24 protein-coding genes and 1 tRNA gene are annotated in these 24714 nt (G+C 38.8%); 21 read left to right on the forward strand and 4 right to left on the reverse strand.

Features of this window, described 5'->3' with window-relative positions; translation table 11 throughout:
* Positions 1-228 precede the first annotated feature (228 nt).
* From asnB to HNP38_RS15270, 16 genes are all read left to right on the forward strand, one after another.
* A complete protein-coding gene (gene asnB, locus HNP38_RS15195; protein ID WP_184191052.1) occupies positions 229-1899 on the forward strand; it encodes an asparagine synthase B in 1671 nt (556 codons plus the stop codon).
* A gap of 222 nt (positions 1900-2121) precedes the next feature.
* Positions 2122-2934 carry a hypothetical protein gene (locus tag HNP38_RS15200; RefSeq protein WP_184191054.1) on the forward strand — a complete coding sequence of 271 codons (813 nt, stop codon included), beginning with the start codon at positions 2122-2124 and terminating at the stop codon, positions 2932-2934.
* A gap of 121 nt (positions 2935-3055) precedes the next feature.
* A complete protein-coding gene (locus HNP38_RS15205; protein WP_184191057.1) occupies positions 3056-4456 on the forward strand; it encodes an MFS transporter in 1401 nt (466 codons plus the stop codon).
* A gap of 101 nt (positions 4457-4557) precedes the next feature.
* Positions 4558-5433: a pirin family protein gene (locus HNP38_RS15210; RefSeq protein ID WP_184191059.1), complete on the forward strand. Its 876-nt coding sequence runs from the start codon at positions 4558-4560 to the stop codon at positions 5431-5433.
* Positions 5434-5597: 164 nt separating this feature from the next.
* Entirely contained in the window at positions 5598-5915 is a 318-nt protein-coding gene (locus HNP38_RS15215; protein ID WP_184191061.1) for a GNAT family N-acetyltransferase, read from the forward strand.
* Positions 5916-5957: 42 nt separating this feature from the next.
* Positions 5958-6857 carry a pirin family protein gene (locus HNP38_RS15220; protein WP_184191063.1) on the forward strand — a complete coding sequence of 300 codons (900 nt, stop codon included), beginning with the start codon at positions 5958-5960 and terminating at the stop codon, positions 6855-6857.
* Between the two features lie 31 nt (positions 6858-6888).
* Positions 6889-7422 carry an NADPH-dependent FMN reductase gene (locus HNP38_RS15225; RefSeq protein ID WP_184191065.1) on the forward strand — a complete coding sequence of 178 codons (534 nt, stop codon included), beginning with the start codon at positions 6889-6891 and terminating at the stop codon, positions 7420-7422.
* Entirely contained in the window at positions 7422-8000 is a 579-nt protein-coding gene (locus tag HNP38_RS15230) for a TMEM175 family protein (protein ID WP_184191068.1), read from the forward strand. Before HNP38_RS15225 ends, HNP38_RS15230 begins: the two co-directional genes overlap by 1 nt.
* 1 nt (position 8001) lies before the next feature.
* A complete protein-coding gene (locus HNP38_RS15235; RefSeq protein WP_184191070.1) occupies positions 8002-8220 on the forward strand; it encodes a (4Fe-4S)-binding protein in 219 nt (72 codons plus the stop codon).
* Complete coding sequence (locus tag HNP38_RS15240; protein ID WP_184191072.1) at positions 8220-8618, forward strand: OsmC family protein; 399 nt, start codon at positions 8220-8222, stop codon at positions 8616-8618. The genes HNP38_RS15235 and HNP38_RS15240 overlap by 1 nt, the downstream gene beginning before the upstream one ends.
* A gap of 1 nt (position 8619) precedes the next feature.
* The gene (locus HNP38_RS15245; protein ID WP_184191074.1) at positions 8620-8904 is read left to right on the forward strand and encodes a GNAT family N-acetyltransferase; all 285 of its coding nucleotides are present in this window, start codon (positions 8620-8622) and stop codon (positions 8902-8904) included.
* Between the two features lie 109 nt (positions 8905-9013).
* Positions 9014-10513 carry a sodium:solute symporter gene (locus tag HNP38_RS15250; RefSeq protein ID WP_184191076.1) on the forward strand — a complete coding sequence of 500 codons (1500 nt, stop codon included), beginning with the start codon at positions 9014-9016 and terminating at the stop codon, positions 10511-10513.
* A gap of 28 nt (positions 10514-10541) precedes the next feature.
* A complete protein-coding gene (locus tag HNP38_RS15255; protein WP_184191078.1) occupies positions 10542-11060 on the forward strand; it encodes a hypothetical protein in 519 nt (172 codons plus the stop codon).
* Between the two features lie 104 nt (positions 11061-11164).
* The gene (locus HNP38_RS15260; RefSeq protein ID WP_317166742.1) at positions 11165-12019 is read left to right on the forward strand and encodes a transketolase; all 855 of its coding nucleotides are present in this window, start codon (positions 11165-11167) and stop codon (positions 12017-12019) included.
* Between the two features lie 46 nt (positions 12020-12065).
* Positions 12066-13190, forward strand: coding sequence for a hypothetical protein (locus HNP38_RS15265; RefSeq protein ID WP_184191082.1), 1125 nt, complete (start codon positions 12066-12068; stop codon positions 13188-13190).
* Positions 13191-13200: 10 nt separating this feature from the next.
* Positions 13201-14148 (forward strand): transketolase family protein, encoded by a 948-nt coding sequence (locus tag HNP38_RS15270; protein WP_184191084.1) that lies wholly within the window; start codon positions 13201-13203, stop codon positions 14146-14148.
* 344 nt (positions 14149-14492) lie between these two features.
* On the opposite strand, the gene HNP38_RS15275 is transcribed toward HNP38_RS15270, so the two are convergent.
* From HNP38_RS15275 to HNP38_RS15285, 3 genes are all read right to left on the reverse strand, one after another.
* Positions 14493-14870, reverse strand: coding sequence for a hypothetical protein (locus HNP38_RS15275; protein ID WP_184191086.1), 378 nt, complete (start codon positions 14868-14870; stop codon positions 14493-14495).
* 70 nt (positions 14871-14940) lie between these two features.
* Entirely contained in the window at positions 14941-15411 is a 471-nt protein-coding gene (locus HNP38_RS15280; protein ID WP_029298841.1) for an Lrp/AsnC family transcriptional regulator, read from the reverse strand.
* 134 nt (positions 15412-15545) lie between these two features.
* Entirely contained in the window at positions 15546-20345 is a 4800-nt protein-coding gene (locus HNP38_RS15285; protein ID WP_184191088.1) for a translocation/assembly module TamB, read from the reverse strand.
* A gap of 4 nt (positions 20346-20349) precedes the next feature.
* Here HNP38_RS15285 and tsaD point away from each other — a divergent pair, with 4 nt between their 5' ends.
* The 3 genes from tsaD to HNP38_RS15300 all read left to right on the forward strand — a co-directional run bounded on the left by tsaD (position 20350) and on the right by HNP38_RS15300 (position 22611).
* Positions 20350-21366, forward strand: a complete 1017-nt coding sequence (tsaD, locus tag HNP38_RS15290) for a tRNA (adenosine(37)-N6)-threonylcarbamoyltransferase complex transferase subunit TsaD (protein ID WP_184191090.1) — start codon at positions 20350-20352, stop codon at positions 21364-21366.
* 97 nt (positions 21367-21463) lie between these two features.
* Positions 21464-21832: a four helix bundle protein gene (locus HNP38_RS15295; protein WP_184191093.1), complete on the forward strand. Its 369-nt coding sequence runs from the start codon at positions 21464-21466 to the stop codon at positions 21830-21832.
* Positions 21833-21915: 83 nt separating this feature from the next.
* Positions 21916-22611, forward strand: coding sequence for an RsmE family RNA methyltransferase (locus HNP38_RS15300; protein WP_184191095.1), 696 nt, complete (start codon positions 21916-21918; stop codon positions 22609-22611).
* A gap of 84 nt (positions 22612-22695) precedes the next feature.
* Here HNP38_RS15300 and HNP38_RS15305 read toward each other — a convergent pair whose 3' ends face one another.
* Positions 22696-23367: a TrmH family RNA methyltransferase gene (locus tag HNP38_RS15305; RefSeq protein ID WP_184191097.1), complete on the reverse strand. Its 672-nt coding sequence runs from the start codon at positions 23365-23367 to the stop codon at positions 22696-22698.
* Between the two features lie 81 nt (positions 23368-23448).
* Here HNP38_RS15305 and HNP38_RS15310 point away from each other — a divergent pair, with 81 nt between their 5' ends.
* Both HNP38_RS15310 and HNP38_RS15315 read left to right on the forward strand, forming a co-directional pair.
* Positions 23449-24465 (forward strand): asparaginase, encoded by a 1017-nt coding sequence (locus tag HNP38_RS15310; RefSeq protein ID WP_184191099.1) that lies wholly within the window; start codon positions 23449-23451, stop codon positions 24463-24465.
* A 55-nt stretch (positions 24466-24520) separates the two neighbouring features.
* Positions 24521-24607 (forward strand) — tRNA-Ser (locus HNP38_RS15315).
* The last annotated feature ends 107 nt before the right edge of the window (positions 24608-24714 follow it).

Here is a 24714-nt window from a genome sequence, read left to right on the forward strand (position 1 = left end):
TAATAAATTATCATAGATTAATAAATATGTCATTTTTATTTCGTATGAAGAGTCTCAACAGGCTTCAATAGTGAAAAAAATCAATTAAAATCATAAATAACTCTAAAAATAGCTAACATTTTTCTTCACATTAATTCATATAATTAAAAATTTAAATCATTATTTATTTTTTCTTGTCATTTTTGAATTACAATCCTATTTTTGCTCTTAATTAAAATCAATAAATAGATGTGTGGAATTGTATGCTTGTTTGATGCAAAGCAAAAAACCGAACTATTAAGACCTCAGGTTTTAGAAATGTCTAAAAAGATCCGTCACAGAGGACCGGACTGGAGCGGAGTATTTCAGAACGAGAAAGTATTATTTTCTCATGAAAGGCTTGCCATCGTAGATCCAACCTCAGGAAAACAACCTTTGTTTACCAAAGACGGAAAAGTAGTATTGGCGGTAAATGGTGAGATCTATAACCATAGAGAACTGAAAGAAGAATTCCCTGATTATGAATTTCAGACCCAGTCTGACTGTGAAGTTATTTTAGCACTTTACAAAAAATACGGGAAAAATTTCATCGAAAAGCTGAACGGGATCTTTGCTTTTGCATTATACGATATTGAAAATGACGTTTACCTTATTGCACGCGATCATATGGGAATATGCCCACTCTATCAGGGTTGGGACAAAAATGGCAACTACTATGTTGCTTCCGAGCTGAAAGCACTGGAAGGCATCTGTAAAACCATTGAAACATTTTTGCCGGGTCATTTCGTTTTCAGTTCGGAAGGCAATGAGCTTCAGCAATGGTATCAGAGAGACTGGGAAAGCTATGACAACGTAAAAGATAACAAAACTGATATCGCCCTGATAAGAAAGGGGCTGGAAGATGCCGTTCACAGGCAGCTTATGAGTGACGTTCCTTACGGGGTGCTTCTCTCAGGAGGTCTGGACTCTTCCATCATCTCTGCAGTCACCGCGAAATTTGCAAGACAAAGAGTAGAAAGCGGAGATACACAAGAAGCATGGTATCCGAGATTGCATAGTTTCGCCGTAGGCCTTGTCGGATCTCCGGATCTGGCCGCAGCTAAAAAAGCAGCAGAGCATATAGGTTCCGTGCACCATGAGATCAACTTTACCGTTCAGGAAGGTTTGGATGCCATCCGCGATGTTATTTATCATCTGGAAACCTATGACGTAACAACAGTACGAGCATCTACTCCTATGTACCTTTTAGCAAGGGTTATCAAATCGATGGGGATCAAAATGGTACTTTCCGGAGAAGGTTCCGATGAACTGTTCGGAGGATATCTGTATTTCCACAAAGCCCCCAATGCAAAAGAATTTCATGATGAAACAGTAAGAAAACTGGGAAAACTTCACCTTTATGACTGTCTGAGAGCCAACAAGGCACTAATGAGCTGGGGAATCGAAGGGCGTGTTCCCTTCCTTGACAAAGAATTCATGGATATTGCCATGACCATCAACCCAAAAGACAAAATGATCAATACAGCAGAAGGAAAAATAGAAAAATGGGTATTGAGAAAAGCCTTCGAAGATACCCTTCCGGAATCTATCGCCTGGAGACAAAAAGAACAGTTTTCTGACGGTGTGGGCTATTCCTGGATCGATACTTTGAAAGAAGTAGCTGAAAAAGAAGTCACCGATGAGATGATGGCCAATGCCAAATTCAGATTTCCTTTGAACACCCCGCAAAACAAAGAGGAGTACCGTTACAGGACTATTTTTGAAGAGCATTTCCCAAGCGAAACAGCTGCCGCTACAGTACCATCCGTACCATCTGTAGCCTGCTCCACCCCTATTGCCCTGGAATGGGATGAGGCTTTCAAAAAAATGAATGACCCAAGCGGAAGAGCGGTAAAGGTGCATGAAACTTCATATGAGTAAAGGAATAAGGGTTTAGGTAATGTATGATCTCAATCAAGCATTTTCAAGGCTAATTTCTCACTCCTGAATCCTAACATCTAAAAATAAATTTATCAATCCTGTAGCCATACAGGATTTTCTTTTGAATTACCAACAACAATATTGATATAATTTAACTGACAATCAAAAATATTATCTAATAAATAATTATATTTGGAAAACGAAAAAAATCAATTATAAAAAATGAGAAGAAACATTACTATTTTATTTGCTCTGTTATCCATCAGTTTTGCTTTTGGACAAGGGAAATACGCTAAATATCTCAACTCAAAAAAACTGGCCCTGGTCTATAAAAGTGTAAAGGACGCGGATAAGGACGATTATTATCAGCAGTATTACTGGCTGGTAAAAGCCGAGCAATTAAAAACATATCCCCACCTTAAGGATGTGAAACCTGTTGTGTTATATGAATTTGTAAAAAAAGTGAATCCTCAGAATCCTACAAAAAAGCTGGACGACAGAGGAAAAGAACTTAGAAAAACAGCAGAATTATCTTTAAACCAGTATTTTAAAAATAAAAAATTTGAGAACAATTCTGTACTGATGTACAATCTGGAAACTTATGTAGACCCCTCTAAAGGTGAATATTACACAAAGATTGATCCGGAAAAGATCAAAGAACTGGTACCGAAAGAGTTATTTGCCTTCAATTCATACAACAGGAATTCTGCCGAAGAAAAAACCTATTATCTATGGATCAATAAAGAGAAAGATGACTTCCATATCGTAGACATCATCCCAAATGAAGAAGACAACAAAGCTTTTTATGCCAGATTGAAGCAATATCTTCCGAGCTACAAGTTCTCCAAATATGTTCCTTCCGTGAAAAAAGGTAACAAAACAGACAAAACGGATGTAGAATATTATTACATCATGCCGTTTGAGCAGAATACCGATAATATCGAATATAAAACCAAGGATTTCAAAACTTTCGTTTTAAGCCAGTACAGAAAAGCCGGTGACGAATGGAAAGGAGTTGAAAAACCAAGAAAATAAATCTAAAAGTCCTGTGAAATTTCACGGGACTTTTTTAATTTTATAACCTGTTGTGCATTTTGAGGCTTTGTTTTTCGAAATGCACAACAGGATTTCATCATATTTTAAATTCCTATAAAGGATGCCTGAAATAAATCCGTCACCAGCTTCCGTAAAAAAGATCTTACCGCTGATCCTTGCCACCGCAATTTTCATGCAGATGCTGGATTCCACTATTCTGAATACTTCTCTGCCCTCCATTGCCAAAGACCTTCGCGAATCTCCGCTCAATATGCAGAACGCTATCATCAGCTATGTTCTTACACTGGCCGTTTTCATGCCCGCCAGCGGATTTTTGGCTGACCGATTCGGAACGAAAAAGGTTTTCATTTTCTCATTAGTTCTTTTCAGTATCGGTTCTTTGCTCTGTGCCATATCGCAAAATCTCACCCATCTGGTTATTTCCCGCGTTATACAGGGAGTAGGCGGAAGTTTAATGACCCCGGTAGGCAAACTGGCTTTAATTAAAACTTTTGATAAAAATGAACTGCTAAAAGCAATGAATTTCGCTATAATCCCGGCACTCATCGGGCCTGTATTAGGACCTTTGGTAGGCGGATATATGGTAGATTACCTCTCTTGGCACTGGATCTTCCTGATCAATATCCCGATCGGGATCTTAGGAATCATTTTAGGAGTGAAATTTATGCCGGATTATAAAACCGGAGATGTGGATTTTGACCTGAAAGGCTTTTTTATTTTCGCTGCGGCCTCCCTCCTGCTCTCCGTTTCGCTGGAACTTTTCGGAAATATCCAGAATACCACACCGGTACTTTTAGTATTTATTTTCGGATTTCTATTTCTGTATTACTATTACAAACATGCCAAAAGAGAAGAGAATCCTATTTTTCCGTTAAATTTATTTCAGGTGAGGACTTTCCGTGTAGGTATTCTGGGAAACCTGGCAACAAGATTGGGGATCAGTTCAGTTCCGCTACTTCTTCCGCTGATGATCCAGATCGCTTATAAACAATCGGCAGTTACTTCTGGCTGGATCATTGCTCCCATGGCCCTTACGGCCATATTCGGAAAATCATCGGTAATTAAAATCTTAAACAGATACGGCTACAGGAAAACATTAATGATAAACACCTTTATCATCGGAACATTGATCTGCCTGCTTTCCATACCTGATATCCATACTTCTTTATACTGGTTTGTTCCTATTATTGCCGTTCTGGGATTTTTCAACTCTATCCAGTTCACTTCCATGAATACGATTTCCATTGCCGATCTGCGGAATTTCCAGACCAGCAGCGGAAATTCCCTGGTTTCGGTCAATCAGCAGCTTGCCATTGGTTTTGGAATTGCATTCGGGCTTATTGTTTTGAAGCTATTTGAAAGCACAGACCTTATCAACGGAGAGATCCATAATGCATTTCGCTATACCTTCCTTACGGTGGGCATACTGACCATTCTTTCAGGATTCGTTTTCAGAAGACTTCATATTTCTGATGGAAAAAACATGAAATCCGAAGAGTAAAAAGGCAATTCCCCTTTACAATTTTACCCGTTATGAACTTATCACAGATCAACGATATTGATCTTTCGCTATGGTAAATTTGCTATAATAAACCAAGTATTATGGCAACTAAAAAAGTAGAAATCATAGTATCCCCAAAGCCCGCACATTTTGTAGGTGACGGTTTTAGGGTTCATAATTTTATTCCAAGCGTGTACGGACTGGATATGAAAAGGATGGATCCGTTCATTATGCTTGATTACAATTCAAAATTTCATTTCAATGGTTCAGAGGTCCCAAGAGGCGTCGGGGTACATCCGCACAGAGGGTTTGAAACCGTAACGATCGCCTACAAAGGAAAAGTTGAGCATCATGACAGTGCGGGCGGCGGTGGAATAATAAGTGAAGGAGACGTACAGTGGATGACAGCTGCAAAAGGGGTTCTTCATAAGGAATATCATGAAAAAGAATGGTCCAAAAACGGAGGGATCTTTCAGATGGTCCAGCTTTGGGTAAACCTTCCCGCAAAGAATAAAATGAGTACGCCAAAATACCAGGCTATTAAAAATTCAGAAATGAAAAAAGTAGAGCTTGGAGAAAACGGCCTCGTTGAGATCATTGCCGGGGAATATCTGGGAAAGAAAGGTCCCGCATCTACCTTCAGTCCGGTAAATATGATGAATGCAAAACTGAAAGCCGGGGGAAAAGCTGATTTTACCATCCCTGCTGATTTTAATACGGCAGCTCTCGTCATTGAAGGAAGCATCACAATAAATGGAGAAGAAAAAGCCCCTGCCGATCACTTCATATTATTTAAAAATGAAGGCGACACTTTCACTATTGAAGCCGGTGAAGATTCAGTAGTGCTACTCCTCAGCGGGGAGCCTCTAAATGAACCTATTTATCCGCATGGCCCTTTTGTAATGAATTCAAGGAAGGAGATCCTTCAGGCTTTTGAAGATTTCAATACCGGAAAATTTGGTTACTTGGAAGAATAGATCAGAAAATTAAAGACTATAGCAGCCCATTTGCATTCCACAGGAATTTCAACTGCCTGCTTTTAAAATCTTTATTCAGATTTATCCGAAATGGTAAAAATGAAGGATTAATCTTATCTTAGAATATTAAAATAATTCTATATTCAAATTAAAAATATACAATCATGAAACCGGAATTTGAAAACATATCATTAATAAAAAACGAAGAAAAGAAAAGATTTGAAATAGAAATTGACGGTCATTTTGCATTCATTGATTATCGTGAAACAGGACATCAGATTGCTTTGGTACATACAGAAGCCGAACCGGAGCTTGCCGGAACCGGGGCCGCATCGGCTGTTGTAGAAAAGACCTTACACTATATTGAAGGCCATCAAAAGAAATTATTGCCCTTCTGTCCGTATGTTTTTGCTTATATTAAAAAGCATCCGGAATGGAAGCGTATCGTTGATGAAAAATTTGAAGGATACGATAAACTTTAATTTGAAATTTTAATTCATTAAAACCTTACAAAATTTTTACTCATGTCAAACATTGGACTTATCATCGAAGAAAAAGCAGCAGATATAGGAAATTTTTTAGTGGGAAGGCTTTTGCCGTTCCGTGAAAAAAGGGCAGTCGGGCCTTTTGTTTTTATTGACCACATGGGGCCTTCCGAGCTTAAAGATTATCAGAATCTTGATGTTCCGCCTCATCCACATATCGGGCTTTCAACGTTAACTTATCTGCTCGAAGGATCCATTTTCCACCGGGACAGCATCGGAAGCGCCATTGAAATAAAACCTGGCGCCGTTAACTGGATGACCGCAGGAAAGGGAGTCGTTCATTCCGAAAGAACTCCCGAATATTTAAGAAGTACAGATAAAAAGCTCCACGGATTTCAGATCTGGGTAGGACTTCCAAAGCATCTGGAACAAACAGAACCCGGTTTTCACCATATTGAAGCAGATGATATTCCTGCCTGGGAGGAAAACGGAGTACAGTATAAATTAATTGCCGGGGAAGCCTTCGGAAGAAAATCTCCGGTTCCGGTACACAGCCGCTTATTTTTTATTGAGATCAAAACAAAAGAAGCAAAAAAAATAAGCATCGGAAAAGAACTGTATGGTGAGGCTGCCATGTATGTTCTGGACGGAACCGTACATACAGAAGGTAACAGTTATGGTTCCAAGCAATTGCTGATCGCGAAAGACACTCAGCTCTGTGAATTCGAAATGAGCGAGAACGGGACGGTTTATCTTTTCGGTGGAGAACCTTTCGACGAAGAACGATTCATATTCTGGAATTTCGTAAATTCAGACAAGGAATTAATTGAACAGGCAAAGGTAAACTGGCACGACCAGAATCACGATGCCTTCCCTTTGGTTCCGGGCGATGAACACGAATATGTCCCGCTTCCCAAATCTATTCTGAACAGAAAATAATTTGAGAAACAGGATGACTAAATAACAACTTATGAGAATATTAGCATTTGCAGGAAGCTCTTCTTCCACTTCTATCAACAGGGAACTGGTAAAATTTGTATTGAAAAGTTTCCGGGATGAAGAGATCAACCTGATAGATCTTAACGATTATTCCATGCCGGTTTTTTCCGTAGATCTTGAGAAAAAAGGATTTCCTCATGAAGCCCGTCAATTTTTAAAAGCCATTGAAGACTCTGATGTGATCATCTGCTCTCTTGCCGAACACAACCGTTCTTACAGCGCGGCCTTCAAAAATATTTTTGACTGGACATCAAGGATCAATGTAAAAGTCTTTCAGAATAAACCGATGTTCCTGATGAGTACTTCTCCCGGAGGTTATGGTGGTGGAAATGTGATGAATACGGCAAAAACCTTCTTTCCACAGTTCGGGGCTGAAATTAAAGACACTTTTTCACTTCCTAAGTTCTATGAAAACTTTGATATGGAAAGCGGTGTTATTCATCCGGATCTGCTGAAAGAACTGAATGAAAAAATAGCAAATTTTAAAAGTCAGATCGGAAACTAATGACCAAGGGAAGATTGGAAGCTTTCAGTGATGGGGTTTTAGCCATTATTATCACCATTATGGTCCTTGAGCTCAAGGTACCTGAAGGCAGTAGCTGGGTGGATCTAAAACCCATAATCCCTAAATTTCTTGCCTATATTTTCAGTTTTATTTATATAGGAATTTACTGGAACAATCATCATCATATGTTCCAGGCTGTGAAAAAAGTGAATGGCAGCATACTTTGGGCTAATCTTCATCTGCTGTTTTGGCTCTCACTGATGCCCATCGCAACTGAATGGATCGGGACGACCAATTTTTCCAAAAATCCGGTAGCCGCCTATGGTATCGGGCTCATCATGTGTGCGATCGCCTATACCATTCTGGAAACGGTAATCATCAAATGTGAGGGTGAGAACTCAAAATTAAAAGAAGCTATTCATTCAAGATTTAAAGAATATATTTCTATTGTCCTTTACGTTTTAGGAATTGCCACTTCATTTTTCTATCCGTACCTTGCTGTTGGCCTGTATTATATGGTAGCCCTTATATGGCTTATCCCTGACAAAAGGATTGAAAAATCATTAAAAGAAAATTAACATGGAAAAACACGAATATCCTAATGGTGATATCACCGTTATCTGGCAGCCTCAAAAATGTATTCATTCGGCAGTCTGCGTAAAAATGCTTCCTAAAGTGTATAATCCAAAGGCCAGGCCCTGGATAAAAGCTGAAAATGCAACTGCTGAGGAGCTCAGGAATCAAATAGACCAATGTCCTTCCGGGGCATTAAGTTACCAATTCAATACAGAAAAATAATGGGGATAACCGTAAAAGCCAGTTTAGGGAAAACAAAATATTATACTGAAGTTATTGCAGGTGAAAACCAACTCATTACTGATGAACCTGTAGATAAAGGCGGACAGAATAAAGGATTCAATCCTTTTGAGATCCTGGCTACTTCACTGGCAAGCTGTACTGCGGCCACTTTAAGGATGTATATTGACCGAAAGGAATGGGATGTGGAAAAAATAAATGTGGAGGTAGATCTGGAAAATTTTCCGCTTACCAAAAGAGCCGTCTTTAAGAGGGACATCAGCTTTGAAGGCATACATCTGGACGAGGAACAACTGAAAAGGCTTCACTCCATAGCGGATGCCTGCCCTGTTCACAGAATATTGACCAACGATATAGAAATACTAACCAAATTTTCATAATATGATCGAAGTAAAACAAAACAACGGCGAAAAACACGGAAATTTTGAGGCTCTCATAGACGGAAACCGTGCAGGACTGATGACTTATACCTGGGCGGGAGAAGAGCGCTTCATTATTGACCACACCGAGGTGGAAGAAGCATACAACGGAAAAGGGGTAGGCAAAGAAATGGTTCTGGCGGCAGTGGATTTTGCGAGGAAGGAAGGCAAGAAAATAATCGCCCTCTGCCCTTTTGCAAAAGCTACGTTCCAGAAAAACAAAGAGCTTCAGGATGTTTTAGGATAGTTTAAACGTAAAATCTATTATAAGCCTTTCAGAGTATATATTCTGAAAGGTTTTTCTTTTTCACCAGAACAGAAAAAAACTATATTTGTAAAATTTTAATTGATAAAATATGTCTCCGATTATATTACTGTCCATCATTATCGTCTATTTTGCGCTGCTTCTGTGGGTAGCCTATAAAACAGGAAAAGGAAGCGATAATGAGAGTTTCTTTATCGGAAACCGGAAAAGTAATTGGATGCTGGTGGCATTCGGGATGATCGGGACTTCTCTTTCGGGGGTAACATTTGTGAGTGTTCCCGGTGCAGTGGGAAAAGATAATTTTGCTTATTTGCAGATCACATTAGGCTACCTTATAGGCTATGTAGTCATTGCTTACGTCCTGCTTCCCTTATACTACAGACTGCAACTGACCTCTATCTACGGGTATCTTCAGCAGAGAATGGGCCGGCTTTCTTACAAATCCGGAGCATGGATATTTATTGTTTCCCGGCTTGTAGGTGCTACAGCAAGGCTCTATCTGGTAGTAAACATTCTTCAGATTTCGATATTAGACAGTTTGGGAGTACCCTTCATTGTGACTACGCTGATCATCCTGTTAATGATTATTCTTTATACCTATGAAGGCGGGGTAAAAACGATCGTCTGGACAGATACTTTACAGACCTCGTGCATGCTTTTGGGGCTCATTATTTGTACATTTTATATGCTGAACCATCTCAACCTGAATGTCGGGGAAAGCCTGACAGCCATGCAGGAAAAAGGCTATACCAAGATATTTGAAACCAACTTTAATTCGCCCGGTTTCTTTATCAAACAGATCCTTGCGGGAGCCTTTATCACTATCACTATGACCGGGATAGATCAGGAAATGATGCAGAAAAGCCTTTCAGTAACCAGACTGAAAGATTCCCAGAAAAATATGGTTACGTTGGGCTTCATTCTATTAGGCGTGATCTCTTTATTCCTTTATATGGGTGGTCTTCTTTATCTTTTCGGAGAAGGACAGGGTGGCCAATTTGTAGAAGTAATCAAAGACGGGGTTCCTAAAAAAGAATTTTTACTGAACGGGAAAGATATTTTCGGGGATAAGATATTCCCGGAAGTTGCTTTGAACCATATGCCTGGTTTTATTTCCATTATTTTCATCATTGCTTTGATTTCTGCCCTATTCCCAAGTGCGGATGGTGCCATGACCGCTCTCACCTCTTCATTATGCATCGATATTTTCGGGATGAAGGAAAAGAAAGAATGGGATGATAAGAAGAAAGAAAAATTCAGAAAAAATGTTCACCTTATCGTTGCCCTCGCATTTTTGATTATGGTGGTTATTTTTAAGATCATCAATGATAATTCAATGATCGGACTGATTCTGAAGCTTGCAGGATTTACTTACGGACCGCTTTTAGGGCTATTTGCTTTCGGTATTTTCACTCAATATAAAGTCAATGACAAACTGGTTCCTTACGTTTGTATCATTGCACCTGTTATTTCGTATTTTATCGACAAGTATCAGGGAACTATCTTCGGTGATTTTAAGATCGGGCTTGAATTACTGATCATCAACGGCTTGCTGACCTTCATCGGGCTATGGCTGATCAGAAAAAAATAAATTAATTTAAAATAAAAATATAAAGTTCATGAAAAAAATTATTCAGTTTCTATTATGCGTATTTGCATTCAGCTTTATTTCCGCCCAGGAAAACTATGAGGTTTCTACTTTAAGGATAGGGCCTTACAAGATGTTTATGGAAAAAGCTGCCGCCGAGAAGCTTGCAGGTATGAAACTAATACCAAATGACGGAGAGTCTAAAAGCACAATAAAATATCATGGGGAAACCATTCTTATCGACATCTACGAAAGATATATCAACGAAAGCAAGCCTAATGAACTAAGTGTTTACGGACTTTCTACCAAAAGTAAAAAATTCAGGACAAAAGGCGGAATCGGAGTAGGAAGCACCCGGGACGAGGTCATCAATGCCTTTAAGAATTATTCCAGTTTTTCTTCTTATCCGGGATGGAACGATAAAGGTGAAAAGGTAAAGAACGAAAGCCGTTTTGTATTGAATGATGATGATGCGGGGACGGTATTATCCTTCAAGATCGTTGATAATATAGTTACGGAAGTTTCCGTATATATGAACGAAGGCTGCTAAAACAATCAATTCTTTAAATAATTCAGAATCCGGGTTTTCCACCCGGATTTTACATTTCCGTAAGCCGGTAAAAAGTCGTAAATTCGCGTGCAAATAAATCAGATATAATGAGTAAAAGTATTGAAGAGCTAAAATCTCTTACTACGCAGATCAGAAGAGACATTTTAAGAATGGTTCATGCTGTTAATTCGGGACATCCAGGCGGAAGTTTAGGCTGTACGGAATATTTCACGGCACTTTACGGAAAGGTAATGAACTATCATCTTCCTTTCACCATGGAAGGCAAAAATGAAGATCATTTTTATCTTTCAAACGGCCACATTTCACCGGTTTACTATTCTACTTTATCAAGGTTTGGTTTTTTCCCGGCAGATGAACTGAGAACTTTCAGAAAATTAGACTCAAGACTACAGGGCCATCCGACTACTCATGAAGGTCTACCCGGCATTCGTATTGCTTCAGGATCTCTGGGCCAGGGGCTTTCTGTAGCACTTGGTGTTGCATTGGGTAAAAAATTGGATGGGGACCAGTCTCTTGTATACTCCCTTCATGGTGACGGTGAGCTTCAGGAAGGCCAGATCTGGGAAGCGCTGATGTTTGCTGCCGCTAAAAAGGTAGACAATATTATCTCCACTATCGATTACAACGGACGCCAGATCGATGGTGATACTGACGATGTATTGAGCCTTGGAAATCTTCATGCCAAGCTTGAAGCATTCGGATGGGTTGTTTTGGAAGAAAAAAACGGCAACGACCTTGAGGCCGTAATTGCCATTCTTGAAAAAGCAAAAACTGAAACCGGAAAAGGAAAACCTGTAGCCATCATCCTTCATACCGAGATGGGTTATGGTGTGGATTATATGATGGGAACCCATGCATGGCATGGGAAAGCTCCGAATGATGAGCAGCTGGAAACCGCTTTCAAACAATTATATTTGGAGGCACCTGCAGACTATTAATATCTTACTTAAGTTTACCATGAAAAAACTCTTCTTAATCTGTCTTATGACGAGTTGCATATTCGGAGCTGCTCAGGAAAAGAAAATTTCCTTTGCCAAAGAGCTGAATTATCAGATGACTGACAAAAACAAGCCTCTTTCAACTTTGAAAATGTATGCCAGTCCAAATAGCGAATTCCTTACTAAGCTTAATCTTAGGGAATTTCCTATGTATTATTACACAGACGGATTAGGGACAAGTGTTGTTTCCCTGGAAATGAATAACCGCATCAGCGGATCTTTAAATAATCTGATGTATTTCGGATTTGATTATGGTTATGAAGATAAGGAAGAATTTACATTAGAAACGGAAAAACTGAATACAAAAGAAACCGTTTTGGGCATTCCCTGTTCTCATTATCTGATCAGTTACAGATCAAAAACAGGAGAAAAGAAAAAAAATGATGATTTGAAGTTATGTATTGATGACAAATCCCCTTTCAATAATTTTTCTGTTTTAACCGGGCTTCTTAATCAGTATATGGGGAAATCCAGGCTGAAAAGTTTCGGGATGAACGGGCTCATTTTAAAAGCAGGGCCCGGGAAAACTTATGATAAGGAGCATTTCATTTTAACATCAGTGAAAGATTCCAAAGATTTTGTTTATTTCGACCATAAAAAGGCAATGACAGACCAGCAGAGAAAAATGGACTCCCTTATGCTTGTTTATAAAAATTATGAAGACGAATATACTCAAATGGATTCAGCAGCTGTAGTAGATTCCGCCGCTATGGCAGTTAAGGATGCTATGGCCGATTATATGAATGATATTGACAATAATTATTACATTCCTGAATACACTTCTGAGTATAAAAAAGCCAAGGATGAGGAAGGAAGCCTTGCGATCTCCAATATCCCGGATGAGAAACTATGGAAAGGCCTTCCGTCACACTGTAAAAATTTTGAAAAAGATCTTCCTGAGTTCAAAAATAAAGAGCTTAAAAAGCATTTGGGAAATTATGTCGGGCAAATGTGTGACATGTATCTTACCCAGGCCGAAACCCACAATGTAGGGATCAAGATCACGCTGGATGAAATAAGGCGGGAAGTACTGTACCTCAACACTATTCATGATAAACTTGATGAATCTGATCAAAAGAAACTGAATAATTATTTAAAAAATCTAGATTAAAAAAATAAAAATGAAATATACCTACACAGAAAAAAAGGATACGCGTTCCGGGTTTGGAGCAGGACTTGCAGAACTTGCTGATAAGAATCCTAATGTTGTCGCACTTTGTGCAGACCTTATCGGTTCTTTGAAAATGGAGAAATTCATTGAAAAAGCTCCTGAAAGATTCTTCCAGGTAGGAATTGCAGAAGCCAACATGATGGGGATTGCCGCCGGGCTCAGTATTACCGGAAAAATTCCTTTCACGGGAACTTTCGCCAATTTCTCCACTTCAAGGGTATATGACCAGATCCGCCAGTCTATTGCCTATTCAGGAAAGAACGTAAAGATCTGTGCTTCTCATGCGGGACTTACCTTAGGGGAAGACGGGGCTACCCACCAGGTTCTGGAAGATATCGGAATGATGAAAATGCTTCCGGGAATGACGGTTATCAATCCTTGCGACTATAACCAGACGAAAGCAGCCACCATTGCAATCGCTGATCATGAAGGGCCCGTATATTTAAGATTCGGAAGGCCTACTGTTCCTGTTTTCATTCCTGAAGACATGCCGTTTGAGATCGGAAAGGGAATTATGCTGCAGGAAGGAACCGATGTAACGATCGTAGCAACAGGCCACCTGGTTTGGGAATCTCTGGTTGCTGCCGATGAGCTTGAAAAAGAAGGAATTTCCTGTGAAGTAATCAACATCCATACGATTAAGCCTTTGGATGAGGAGATCATCTTAAAATCTGTTGAAAAAACCGGAAAGATCGTAACGGCGGAAGAGCACAATTATCTTGGAGGATTAGGTGAATCTGTTGCCGGAATGCTGGCAAGAAGAAGGCCTACAAGACAGGAATTCGTAGCGGTAAATGATACTTTCGGTGAATCTGCCACTCCTGCGGAGCTGATGAAGAAATATAAAATTGATTCTACGGCTGTAAAAGAAGCTGTGAAAAGAATTTTAGCCAACTAAGATTAAAGTTTAAAATTTCATAAAAAAGGTTCTCAGATGATGAGAACCTTTTTATTTTATATATAAAGGTTGTCTAAACTTTTATTTTTTGAACCATTAAGATATTTAAGTTGTTATGATTATTAAGATATAAGCTTCGCTTTAGGCTTGAAAACCAGAATAATTAGTCTTAATCATCCTTTATCTCTTAATTTCTCCTTAATGTTTTAAAAAATATTGGATACTTTTTTGATTAGTACATACTTAAAAAAATTACCCTTACCCACTCTTATGTGTTCTAAAGTGTCGAAAAAACTTTTGCAACTTTTGTGGCTGAGCAGAAATTCGGACAGTTTCTTAATATTTTATTTAAAAAACTTCCATTTCGGGATAATGGCCAGCATCCCAAAACCCGTAAAAAGAAAAAGATTGGTCACATCCGTATACAAGAATGTAGACAAATAATAATTGTGCATAAAGAAATGCAGGATGAGCAGTGCCGGGAACATAAAGATCCCCGCTTTCCTGTAAAAGAACATCAGAATAAGACTGATCATCATTAAGGCATCAATGGTAAAAATAATATAGAAATACCACCTGGGGATATTAAGATACTCATGCTGCAGGTATTCGTCTACATCAATCCCCAATCCCATTATGGTAAATAATAGCAATGCGGCTATCGTTAAAATAAAGCCTAACCCTTTCTTCGGATCTTCGTCAAAGTAGCTGTATTCTTCCATAGGTACAAAAATAAAGAACTTATGAGGATTTTCATAAGTTCTTTGATATATTTATTCGTTTAAAATTTGATTATACAGAAATAGCGTTAATCAATCTGTTTTTATCGCTTAAATACTCTTCCATAGAGATCATACTTTCAGTTCTCATTACATCCTGAATGTCATCTATCTGATAGATAATTCTTTTTGCATCATCAGTGTTTTTAGCTCTCACCTTGCAGAAAATATTATATTTTCCTGAGATAACACTTGCTTCAATTACATTAGGAATAGTAGATAATTCTTTTAGTACTTCCTGTGTACGGTTTGATTTCGTTAAAAGTATCCCGATAAAAGCAGTAAAATGATAGTCTAATTTACCATAATCTATGTTAAGAGATGATCCCAAAATAATTCCTGCATCTTCCATTTTCTTCACTCTTACGTGAATTGTTCCCGCAGAAACATCCATCTGCTTTGCAATTTCAGTAAAAGGCATTCTTGTATTTTCTACTAAGAAATCAAGAATCTTCTTGTCTATTTCGTCCAGTTGATAGTTCATATTAGTTAAATTACAATTTCTTTAAAAAATCAATGTATTTTTTGCAAATTTATAAAAAATAATTTAACTAAAAAAATTATCTCAAATATTAACAATAATTAACACGTATGACAAAAATCATTAAAATATTCTGATTATTTACTCTCGGATTTTATAGAATCTGTTTTTATTTCAGTCTTGGTTTCCGGTTGTTTTTTTTCTTTTTTCTTCTTTTTAAATAAAGAATTAAAACTTTTAGTCCATACAATACCCCCTCCATAAGCCTGATTAGCAGTACCATTGGAACCTGCTCCTGTCGTCATACCAATATTAGATGGTTTGGAATATCCCCTCAAAATCAAACTTCCGTCATTTTTCTTTGAAATATCATATTCAATAGCCCCTTCCCCGGATAAGTAATTCGCATCAGGATTTTCAGTTTTTGTTAAAGGGATACCCAAGCCGGTTTTCACTTTTACCCTTGGCGAAAGCGCAAAGCTTACCCCCGCATTAGCCCTGTCTCCTGTATTTGAATACTGGTCTCCCTTCACATAATTCAGGTCAATCTGGAACTCATTGCTCATTGTATTAAGAACCGAACTAACCTGTTTCAAAAATATATTATATCCTGATGATTCTGCAACACTGGCAACATCTATATCTATTCCTCCTGTATTGGATACGTTAAAACTATTTAATAAAAGAATAGAACCGAATTGGATTGCCCTTTCCCCTTCCTGACTCATTTTTGCTGCCAGAGTTTCCTTTACCTGGCTGGATACATCTAAAGCCGTAACATTAAATTCAAGTTTAGGATTCACGAGAGTTTGTGTAATATTGGCCTGTAATAATATACTGATAGGCTGAAGCCCTCCCATACTAAGGTATTCCGCAGCATTGGAAACCATTCTCATATAGTTTGCCGTAATGTCCAAAGCAGGCTTCATCGCATCTCCATCCCATCGAATATTGCTATTTTTCTCAATCTGGAAGGTTTTGTTAAGAAGAGCTTTTGAAGTAAAAGTACCGTTGTCAACCTTATACATTCCATTCATGGCAATATTTCCCTGTCTGCTCATCTGGAATCTCAGGTTATTGGCTGCTCCTTTCACCGCAATGTTTCCTACGTCATCCCCAATGAGTACATTCACGGTGGTTCCTTTATCCACATCCAAAGAGAAGTCAATATTCATATTGGCGCCCGTTTTTTTCTTTTCTTCCAGAGTGATTAGCCCGTCTTTGCCTTCTTTCAGGAACCTCAGCATTTTAAATTCCTCCACATTGGAAGTGGATCCTGAATTGAAGGTAAAAGTACTTCCATTCAGTGCCTTCATATTAGGGGTTGACAGATTAAGCCCTGAAACAGGCCCATCCACATAAAGGTCACCCTGCCCGTAAACCCTTCCCCAGAAAAGATCAAAGTCTTTTTGTGTGGTGTTCAGCATCAGCAGGTTATCCGCTCTCATTACGAGGTTGACTCCCATTGAAGACAAAGTCTCAAACTGGATCGCCCCGGAAATAGTTCCTTTGGAATTTGATCTTCCGTCATGTACTTCAATATTATTAAGAAGAGCCAGGCCTTTGGATAATGGGATCACAGTATCATCAAAAGAGTAATCCACCCCAGTAAACAACAATTTCAACCCGAAGTTTTTCAAAGCAATATCCCCACTGTAGTCAAGATCGCTCAGCTTTCCGCTGATCTTCAGATCTCCGGTTGCCTTACCCCGTAAATTACCAAAAATGGTCTGTACAAACTGTTGGGCAAATGCCAGATCAAATTCTTTCATTTCGGCCACCAGATCCAAAGTAGGCGTAGAAGTGTTATTATTCACGGTTCCTGTTAAATGCAGGTTGTTATTACCTATTACTCCGGCTGAAGAAACTTTTACGTCAACATCATATACATTTAAAGAAAAACCGTTGGTTGCGGAGATGGTAATATCCCCCATATCATTCCCGTTCATCATGATATCATCAACAGTCAGGTCCACCAAAGGCTGCAAAGTGTTTTTATCCATCCTGATCTTAACACTGCCATTAGCCAACCCTTTTATATTCATTGTATTTCCGCCGGCCTGCATCTCAAGAAGTTTTTCAATGGCAAAATTATTAACGTCTGCATCTACATAGAAGTCTTTAGCTGACTTGAAGGTGGCTTCTTTAATAAATAAGGCGCTGTCATCAGAATACACCCTTAAATTCTTAATATCAAAATCTCCGGTCTTTTTCCTGTAAGTAATGGAATGATCAAGCTGCGCACCCGTATCAATTGCCCAGGTTACATCATTGAACTTCACTTCTGTGGGCTCAAACCTGAAAACATAATCTCCTGCCGGATTGGTTGACTGATTGACGTTGATTGCATAGGCTTTAAGCTTATCATCCAGCTCATCTTCGGGGCTTCCGTGTTTGAAGGTTGTTGCCAGGTGAAGAACAGTATTATTCTCATTTCTGCCGCTTAAAATAACATCCTTCAGGATATTCTTATTATATTCCAGCCTGTTTATCTTTGCATAGATCTGCTCATTCAGGTTAGCTGTATTGATTCTTACCATTACACTGTCTACCATGGCACTGTCTCTGCTAATTTTATCCCTTTCATTGATCTTATAAGCAGGATTGGCAGCTGCCAGAGCTTTATCAGCATCCGAGATCTCTTCTTTTTTGGTCATAATGTACTTTAAAGAAGCCGCATCGAGGTTCAAAATCAGATTATTGGAATTCCCATCGTACTCTCCCTGTACCACTGCTCCTTTTGGCAATTTCAGGTCGGGCATAAAATAGCTCACCAGTCCCTGCTGAACATCAAAATCCATTGTAAAATGCTGCCCTCTGTATAGCTTTCTAGGCGGAGGTCCTACCAGTATTTTACCCAATCCGTTTTCAACCATTCCGGCTAAATCCGCAAGATTGTAACGTCCGGAAATTTTTCCGTTAACAGCTCCGGGAGCATCTACCATGATCATTCTTCCACCGCCTTCAAGGAAAGTTTTCACTTTTGCGTTCGGAATAATATATTTTTGAGTAGCTGTAGCGAAACTGACATTGCTGGCTTCAACATCCAGATTCAGATCATTAACGGAAGACATGGACATCTTACCTGTAACCTGGCCTGTTACAATCTGACTCCCCGGCTTATTGGTAAAATAATTCATGTTCAGATGATCCACGTCTGCATTGACATTCATTGAGATCCGGGAAGTGCTGAAGTCGATAAGTCCCTTTACGGATGCCTTTGCCTGCTCATCATTTACCGTGATAAGGCCATTGTATTTTTTATGATCAAGCAAACCGTCAAGGTAAAGGTTATTGATCTCCTTATCCATGATCTCGATACTGGAAATATGTGATTTTGTAGTCAGGCGCATAGTGTTGACATCGAAGCTCTGGCCGTTGATATCAAATTTCCCTGAAATTAACCCTACCGATTTGTTTTTGGTAATCACCGAAGTATTTAAATCTTTGACCTCAGCATAGCCTGAATATTTTGGCATTGCAGTACTGTAATCCGTAAGGGAAAATTTACTGATCTTTGCCTGCCCTATTCCCGTGATCAGGTTTCCGTTCGGGACATATACCTGATTCGGGGTAACTCTTGCAGCACCATTATACTTAAGCTTTCCAAAATCATCTGCAAAGTTCTTCATCTTTTTAGAGATGAATGAAGGCATCATTGCTTTCAGGTCTTTATAAGTGAAGTCTGTAGACAGGTTATTGGTCTCGATCAAAAAATTTCCTTTCAGCAGGTTATCCACTTTCATGGTTTGCGTAGCAATGTTCACAGCGGGGTTTCTGATCAGGAAATTATCGAGATAGAATTTATTCAGCGGGCCGGTCATTTTCCCGGAAAGATTGAAGGGTTTAAAATTATCCCAATTAGTGACAAAATAGCTGATATCGTATCCGCTAAGCTGGCTTCCCTGCTTAATATCCATATCCCAGCGTACCCTGTCTGCAAAACCTGCCCAGGAACCTTTATTCAGGTTAAATTTTATATTACCTTGCAGCAGAGTATGATCCGTATTCAGGGTAAGGTCTTTCAATGCAAGATAATTATCCGTCATGGATAGTTCGGTGGAAAAGGTATCTACAATATGAGATTTTCCCCAGCGTGTGGTAACGAAGGAGAAATTATTGATCAATGCGGAAATATTAGCTCCATTGACTTTAACATTCGGGGCTTTTAAATTGACTTTATCAGAGGTTAACCATTTCCCGGCTTCTCCCGGGGAATTCTGATTGACAATGGAAACTTTTGAATCCAGGATCTCTAACCGTGAATTCAGCTGAAAAGCGGGCTTCTTAGGATCTCTTGGTTTTCCACTGTCAAACAATTTGGTAAACCGGATGAAGTTGGAAATGCTGTCCCCCTTATAAGTAATGACTTTAATATCAGCATTTTTAAGAGTAAGCGCATTGAAGCTTAAAGAATTGCTGTTCCCTGAAATAGCATTGACTGCAAGGGCCATCCAGTCGGAATTGGCACGAAATTCTTCTGCCGTGATGAATTCCATTCCTTTATAGTCTTTAATTTTCAGGCCTTTAATGGTCACATCTCCAAAGTAATCCACATCCACACTTTTGGTAGACATATCGGCTTTGAAGTCTTTGTTAACGATCTGTAGTGCCTGGTCTGCCGCCCATTGTTTGGTCATGGGAAGATTGATCAGAATGAAAACAGCGGTAACAAGAAAAAGGCTGATCCAGAAAATGATCAAAAGCAGTTTTGCCCACCACGAATAGCTGGTGACATCACGCATCGCCTGCTTACCAAATTCTTCGGCCGTTTCTACGGGATGATGAATAGCATCCGAAGCCAGCTCAGACGCTTCTTTGACTGTTTCCTTAACCGTATCGCCCACGTTTTCCACAGTCTTCTGTACCTGATTACCTAGGTTTTCAGCTACTGATTTTTTATTCTCATTCTCGTTATTATTCTCTAACTTTGCCATTATTATGAACGACTCTATAATTTTAGGTATTGAATCATCTTGCGACGATACATCAGCAGCTATCATCAAGGGAAACCGTATTCTCTCCAACATCGCTGCTAATCAGGCAGTCCACAAAGAATATGGCGGAGTTGTACCCGAATTAGCATCGCGCGCTCATCAGCAGAATATCATTCCCGTAGTTGAAAAATCAATCACTAAAGCAAATATACAACAAAATGCCATTTCTGCTATAGGATTTACACGTGGTCCCGGACTTTTAGGATCACTTCTTGTAGGAACCTCATTCGCCAAATCCCTGGCGATGAGTCTGGATGTTCCTTTAATTGAAGTTAACCATCTCCAGGCACACATTTTAGCTCATTTTATTGAGGATGCAAATCCTATGCCGCCAAAATTCCCGTTTTTGTGTCTTACAGTAAGCGGAGGGCATACCATGATCGTTCTCGTAAAAGATTATTTCGATATGGAAATTATCGGGAAAACCACTGATGATGCAGCCGGAGAAGCATTTGATAAGATCGGTAAAATCTTTGATCTGGATTATCCGGCAGGCCCTATCATTGATAGGCTTGCAAAGGAAGGAAATCCCGACGCCTTCCAGTTCAATAAGCCCAAATTAGGAAATTATGATTATTCGTTCAGTGGTATAAAAACGTCTGTCCTATATTTTATTCAAAAAGAAGTCAGAAAAAATCCCGATTTCATCAAAGAGAATCTTTATGATCTGTGTGCTTCCGTTCAGAAGGCCATTATTGAAATTCTAATGAATAAACTTGAAAAAGCCTCAAAAGAGCTGGGCATAAAAGAGGTGGCCATTGCAGGTGGCGTTTCCGCCAATTCCGCTTTGAGAAAAGCCATGCAGGATCATGAAGAAAGATCAGGCTGGAATATCTACATCCCAAAATTTGAATACACCACAGACAATGCTGCAATGATCGCTATGGTGGCACAGCTCAAGTTTGAAAAGGGAGAGTTTACGGATTTAAGAACGACTGCTACGGCGAAATATGACTTGTAAAAGGTAAAATCGCAAAAATGCTAAAACGCAAATTATTAGGTTCTCTTTGAAAAATTCACCTATTTATACAAAAACACAAAACAAATGAATAAAAAATATGTACAAATTTTATTTCGAAAAATTAGATACTTGGAATAAGGCAGGAGTATTAGTTAAAGAAATTTATAAAGCGACCTCTTCTTTTCCTGATAGTGAAAAGTTCGGAATCACAAATCAAATAAGAAGAGCCTGTACGAGTATTACAGCAAATATTGCTGAAGGAATGTGCAGATCAACCGAGAAAGAAAAATCCAGATTTATAAATATTTCTTTTGGGAGTTGCATTGAAGTAATTAATTTCCTGATTATTTCAAATGACTTGAGCTTTTTGGATGATATAAATTATGAAGAATTAAGGTTAAAAACAGAAAGCATCACCAATCAACTTGATGCATTAAATAAAGTTTTAAATAAACAAAAAAGCTAGATTTTGAAAAGACGAAAATTTCATTAGTATTTTTTACGATTTTACCAATCAGCAATTTTGCCTTTTTGCCATAAAAACAGTTTATGAAATTATTTTACGGAGATATAAAAGACAACAAGGTATTCATCAATGATGAAGAACAGCAGCATATCATAAAGGTTCTTCGTATGAGAGACGGGGAAGAAATTCACGTTACGGACGGAAAAGGAAACCTTGCCTTCGGAAAATTGATCCTGGAAGGGAAAAAGGCAGGAATTGAAGTTTCAGATATTAAAACCGGACTGCCGGACTTCAATCCGAGGCTTCATATTGCCATTGCTCCTACTAAAAATATTGACAGGATTGAGCTTTTTGTTGAAAAAGCAACCGAAATGGGAGTGTCGGAAATCACGTTTTTACTGACTGAAAAAACAGAACGTAAGAATATGAATATGGATAAGATCAGAAAACAGAGCATTGCCGCATCTAAACAAAGCCTGAGATTCCATTTTCCTGTCATTCATAATTTTATCAAATTACCGGATTTCCTGAAAAATATTAGCCCGGAAACCACTTTTGTAGCCCATTGTCACGAGAATCTGGAGAGAATAGAACTCAACAACATTTCACAATCGGAAAACAGCACTTTTCTTATAGGTCCTGAAGGAGATTTTTCTGAAAAAGAAATTCAGTTTTTAGCAGATAGCGGAATCAGAGCGGTTTCTCTTGGAAATCAGAGATTAAGAACGGAAACAGCAGGTATTTTCGTAGCTGCATGGAATTATAATAAGCTGGCCTGATTTATTTTTAATGATTATCAGCCTTCTATTTTTACTGTTTACCGGCAATCATCAGGAAAATTGAAGTAAAGAATCATAATCTGATCATCTGTTTACATTGTTGTCCTGCAAATATTTTTCAAAAATCTGTTTACCGCTTCTGATGGAATTTACCGCCCAGCGGATTTTCATTTTTAAAAGTTTTTCCTGATCAAGTTTGTATTCTATACCGGAATTAATAAGCTTCTGCTTCAGTTCATACATGCATATTCCTGCTGCCACCGAAACGTTAAAACTTTTGGTAAATCCATACATAGGAATGGCTAATGTTTCATCTGCAAATTCAATCACCTCATCAGAAACACCTTCCAGCTCGGTTCCGAAAACCAGGGCAATAGGTCCGGAAATCTTATAATCAGGAAGCATAACTGCGTTTTTCTCAGGCGATACTGCTAGAATTTTATATCCTCTTTCTTTAATCTTTTTTAAAGAAGAGATATTTTTCGGCATTTTCTCTACTTCCACCCATGTTTCAGCGCCTTTTGTTACCGTAAGATTAGGATTAAAAACATTTTCCTCTTCTAATGCAACCACCTTATGAAAACCGCATGCTTCTACCGACCTCACAATGGCCGCCGCATTTCTGAACTGGTAAACATCTTCCATTACAGGAAGTACAAAATCAGAACTTTCATGGGAAAAATGTTCAATTTTAGACAGTCTTTCTTCCGTCAGAAACTGTTTTAAATACTCAAAAGTTTGTGCTAATTCTTCCATTCATTTTCAAATCTTTGCAAATTAACGTAATTTTGAGGTTATGAACCGGAAACGGCCTCAGATTCTTAACAAAAAGTATACATGAAACGAAAAGTACTGTTAATATATACCGGCGGAACCATTGGCATGGAGAAAGATTATGAAACCGGCAGCCTGCGTGCATTTGATTTCGGAAATATTTTTGAGAAAATGCCGGAGATGAAATTAATGGAATGTGAGGTCTTTGTACATCCTTTTGCAAAACCGCTGGATTCCTCAGACATGGGACCTGAAGAATGGAAGATCATTGCTAATTATATTCATAAGAATTATGAAAAATATGATGGTTTTTTAGTGCTTCATGGTACAGACACCATGTCTTATACTGCTTCAGCATTGAGTTTCATGCTAAAAGGATTGAAAAAGCCTGTCATTTTAACGGGTTCCCAACTTCCGATCGGAGATCTGAGAACGGATGCGAAAGAAAATCTTCTGACAAGCCTTTATTATGCGAGTTTATATGAAAATGACGAAGCGGTTATCCAGGAAGTTGCCATTTATTTTGAATATAAATTATTGAGGGGAAACCGGACATTAAAATATTCCGCAGAGTACTTTGATGCTTATTCAAGCCCCAACTACCCTATTCTCGGCCAGTCCGGAGTACATCTGAACATTATGAAGGAAAATCTTTACCGTTCTGATCCTGACACGGAATTTTATGTAGATGATCATATTTCGGACGATGTTTTATTCTGGAGGATTTTTCCCGGTATGCATTTAAGCCATTTTAAAGAGATCCCGAAAATGAAGGTTCTGATCCTTCAGGTGTTTGGCTCCGGAACGATATTCAGCAGCGAGAAAACGCAGGAAACATTACAGGAGATCCGGGATAACGGAACGGAAATCGTGGTAGTAAGCCAGTGTATTTCAGGAGGAATCTCATTCGGAAAGTATGAAAACAGCAATGTTTTTTCAAAAATAGGGGCAATCAGCGGGAAGGATATCACCGCCGAAAGTGCGATCACCAAAGCTATGCATTTAATCGGCAATCCCAGCTATCCGGGAACATTTGAGGAGAACTTTTCCAAAAGCCTTTGCGGAGAAATTACAGACTAATTGCCCGAATAATTTGGTAATTCAAGAAAATACACTATTTTTGCAGTCTCGAAATAGAGAGGTGTCCGAGTGGTTGAAGGAGCTACCCTGGAAAGGTAGTATACGGGTAACTGTATCGAGGGTTCGAATCCCTTCCTCTCTGCAATATAAAGCGCTGGTAAACAGCGCTTTTTTTATTTTTGTATTTCAGCTTATCCCATTGAAAATTCCGTATCATACAGCCCATTGAAAGTAGCAGGAATCATCTTC

This window comes from Chryseobacterium defluvii (assembly GCF_014204415.1).
In the GTDB taxonomy this organism is placed as follows: Bacteria; Bacteroidota; Bacteroidia; order Flavobacteriales; family Weeksellaceae; genus Chryseobacterium; species Chryseobacterium defluvii_A.

Coding starts and splice junctions, on each gene's coding strand:
- asnB (WP_184191052.1), top strand. CDS start 229: ATGTGTGGAATTGTATGCTTGTTTGATGCAAAGCAAAAAACCGAACTA.
- HNP38_RS15200 (WP_184191054.1), top strand. CDS start 2,122: ATGAGAAGAAACATTACTATTTTATTTGCTCTGTTATCCATCAGTTTT.
- HNP38_RS15205 (WP_184191057.1), top strand. CDS start 3,056: ATGCCTGAAATAAATCCGTCACCAGCTTCCGTAAAAAAGATCTTACCG.
- HNP38_RS15210 (WP_184191059.1), top strand. CDS start 4,558: ATGGCAACTAAAAAAGTAGAAATCATAGTATCCCCAAAGCCCGCACAT.
- HNP38_RS15215 (WP_184191061.1), top strand. CDS start 5,598: ATGAAACCGGAATTTGAAAACATATCATTAATAAAAAACGAAGAAAAG.
- HNP38_RS15220 (WP_184191063.1), top strand. CDS start 5,958: ATGTCAAACATTGGACTTATCATCGAAGAAAAAGCAGCAGATATAGGA.
- HNP38_RS15225 (WP_184191065.1), top strand. CDS start 6,889: ATGAGAATATTAGCATTTGCAGGAAGCTCTTCTTCCACTTCTATCAAC.
- HNP38_RS15230 (WP_184191068.1), top strand. CDS start 7,422: ATGACCAAGGGAAGATTGGAAGCTTTCAGTGATGGGGTTTTAGCCATT.
- HNP38_RS15235 (WP_184191070.1), top strand. CDS start 8,002: ATGGAAAAACACGAATATCCTAATGGTGATATCACCGTTATCTGGCAG.
- HNP38_RS15240 (WP_184191072.1), top strand. CDS start 8,220: ATGGGGATAACCGTAAAAGCCAGTTTAGGGAAAACAAAATATTATACT.
- HNP38_RS15245 (WP_184191074.1), top strand. CDS start 8,620: ATGATCGAAGTAAAACAAAACAACGGCGAAAAACACGGAAATTTTGAG.
- HNP38_RS15250 (WP_184191076.1), top strand. CDS start 9,014: ATGTCTCCGATTATATTACTGTCCATCATTATCGTCTATTTTGCGCTG.
- HNP38_RS15255 (WP_184191078.1), top strand. CDS start 10,542: ATGAAAAAAATTATTCAGTTTCTATTATGCGTATTTGCATTCAGCTTT.
- HNP38_RS15265 (WP_184191082.1), top strand. CDS start 12,066: ATGACGAGTTGCATATTCGGAGCTGCTCAGGAAAAGAAAATTTCCTTT.
- HNP38_RS15270 (WP_184191084.1), top strand. CDS start 13,201: ATGAAATATACCTACACAGAAAAAAAGGATACGCGTTCCGGGTTTGGA.
- HNP38_RS15275 (WP_184191086.1), bottom strand. CDS start 14,870: ATGGAAGAATACAGCTACTTTGACGAAGATCCGAAGAAAGGGTTAGGC.
- HNP38_RS15280 (WP_029298841.1), bottom strand. CDS start 15,411: ATGAACTATCAACTGGACGAAATAGACAAGAAGATTCTTGATTTCTTA.
- HNP38_RS15285 (WP_184191088.1), bottom strand. CDS start 20,345: ATGGCAAAGTTAGAGAATAATAACGAGAATGAGAATAAAAAATCAGTA.
- tsaD (WP_184191090.1), top strand. CDS start 20,350: ATGAACGACTCTATAATTTTAGGTATTGAATCATCTTGCGACGATACA.
- HNP38_RS15295 (WP_184191093.1), top strand. CDS start 21,464: ATGTACAAATTTTATTTCGAAAAATTAGATACTTGGAATAAGGCAGGA.
- HNP38_RS15300 (WP_184191095.1), top strand. CDS start 21,916: ATGAAATTATTTTACGGAGATATAAAAGACAACAAGGTATTCATCAAT.
- HNP38_RS15305 (WP_184191097.1), bottom strand. CDS start 23,367: ATGGAAGAATTAGCACAAACTTTTGAGTATTTAAAACAGTTTCTGACG.
- HNP38_RS15310 (WP_184191099.1), top strand. CDS start 23,449: ATGAAACGAAAAGTACTGTTAATATATACCGGCGGAACCATTGGCATG.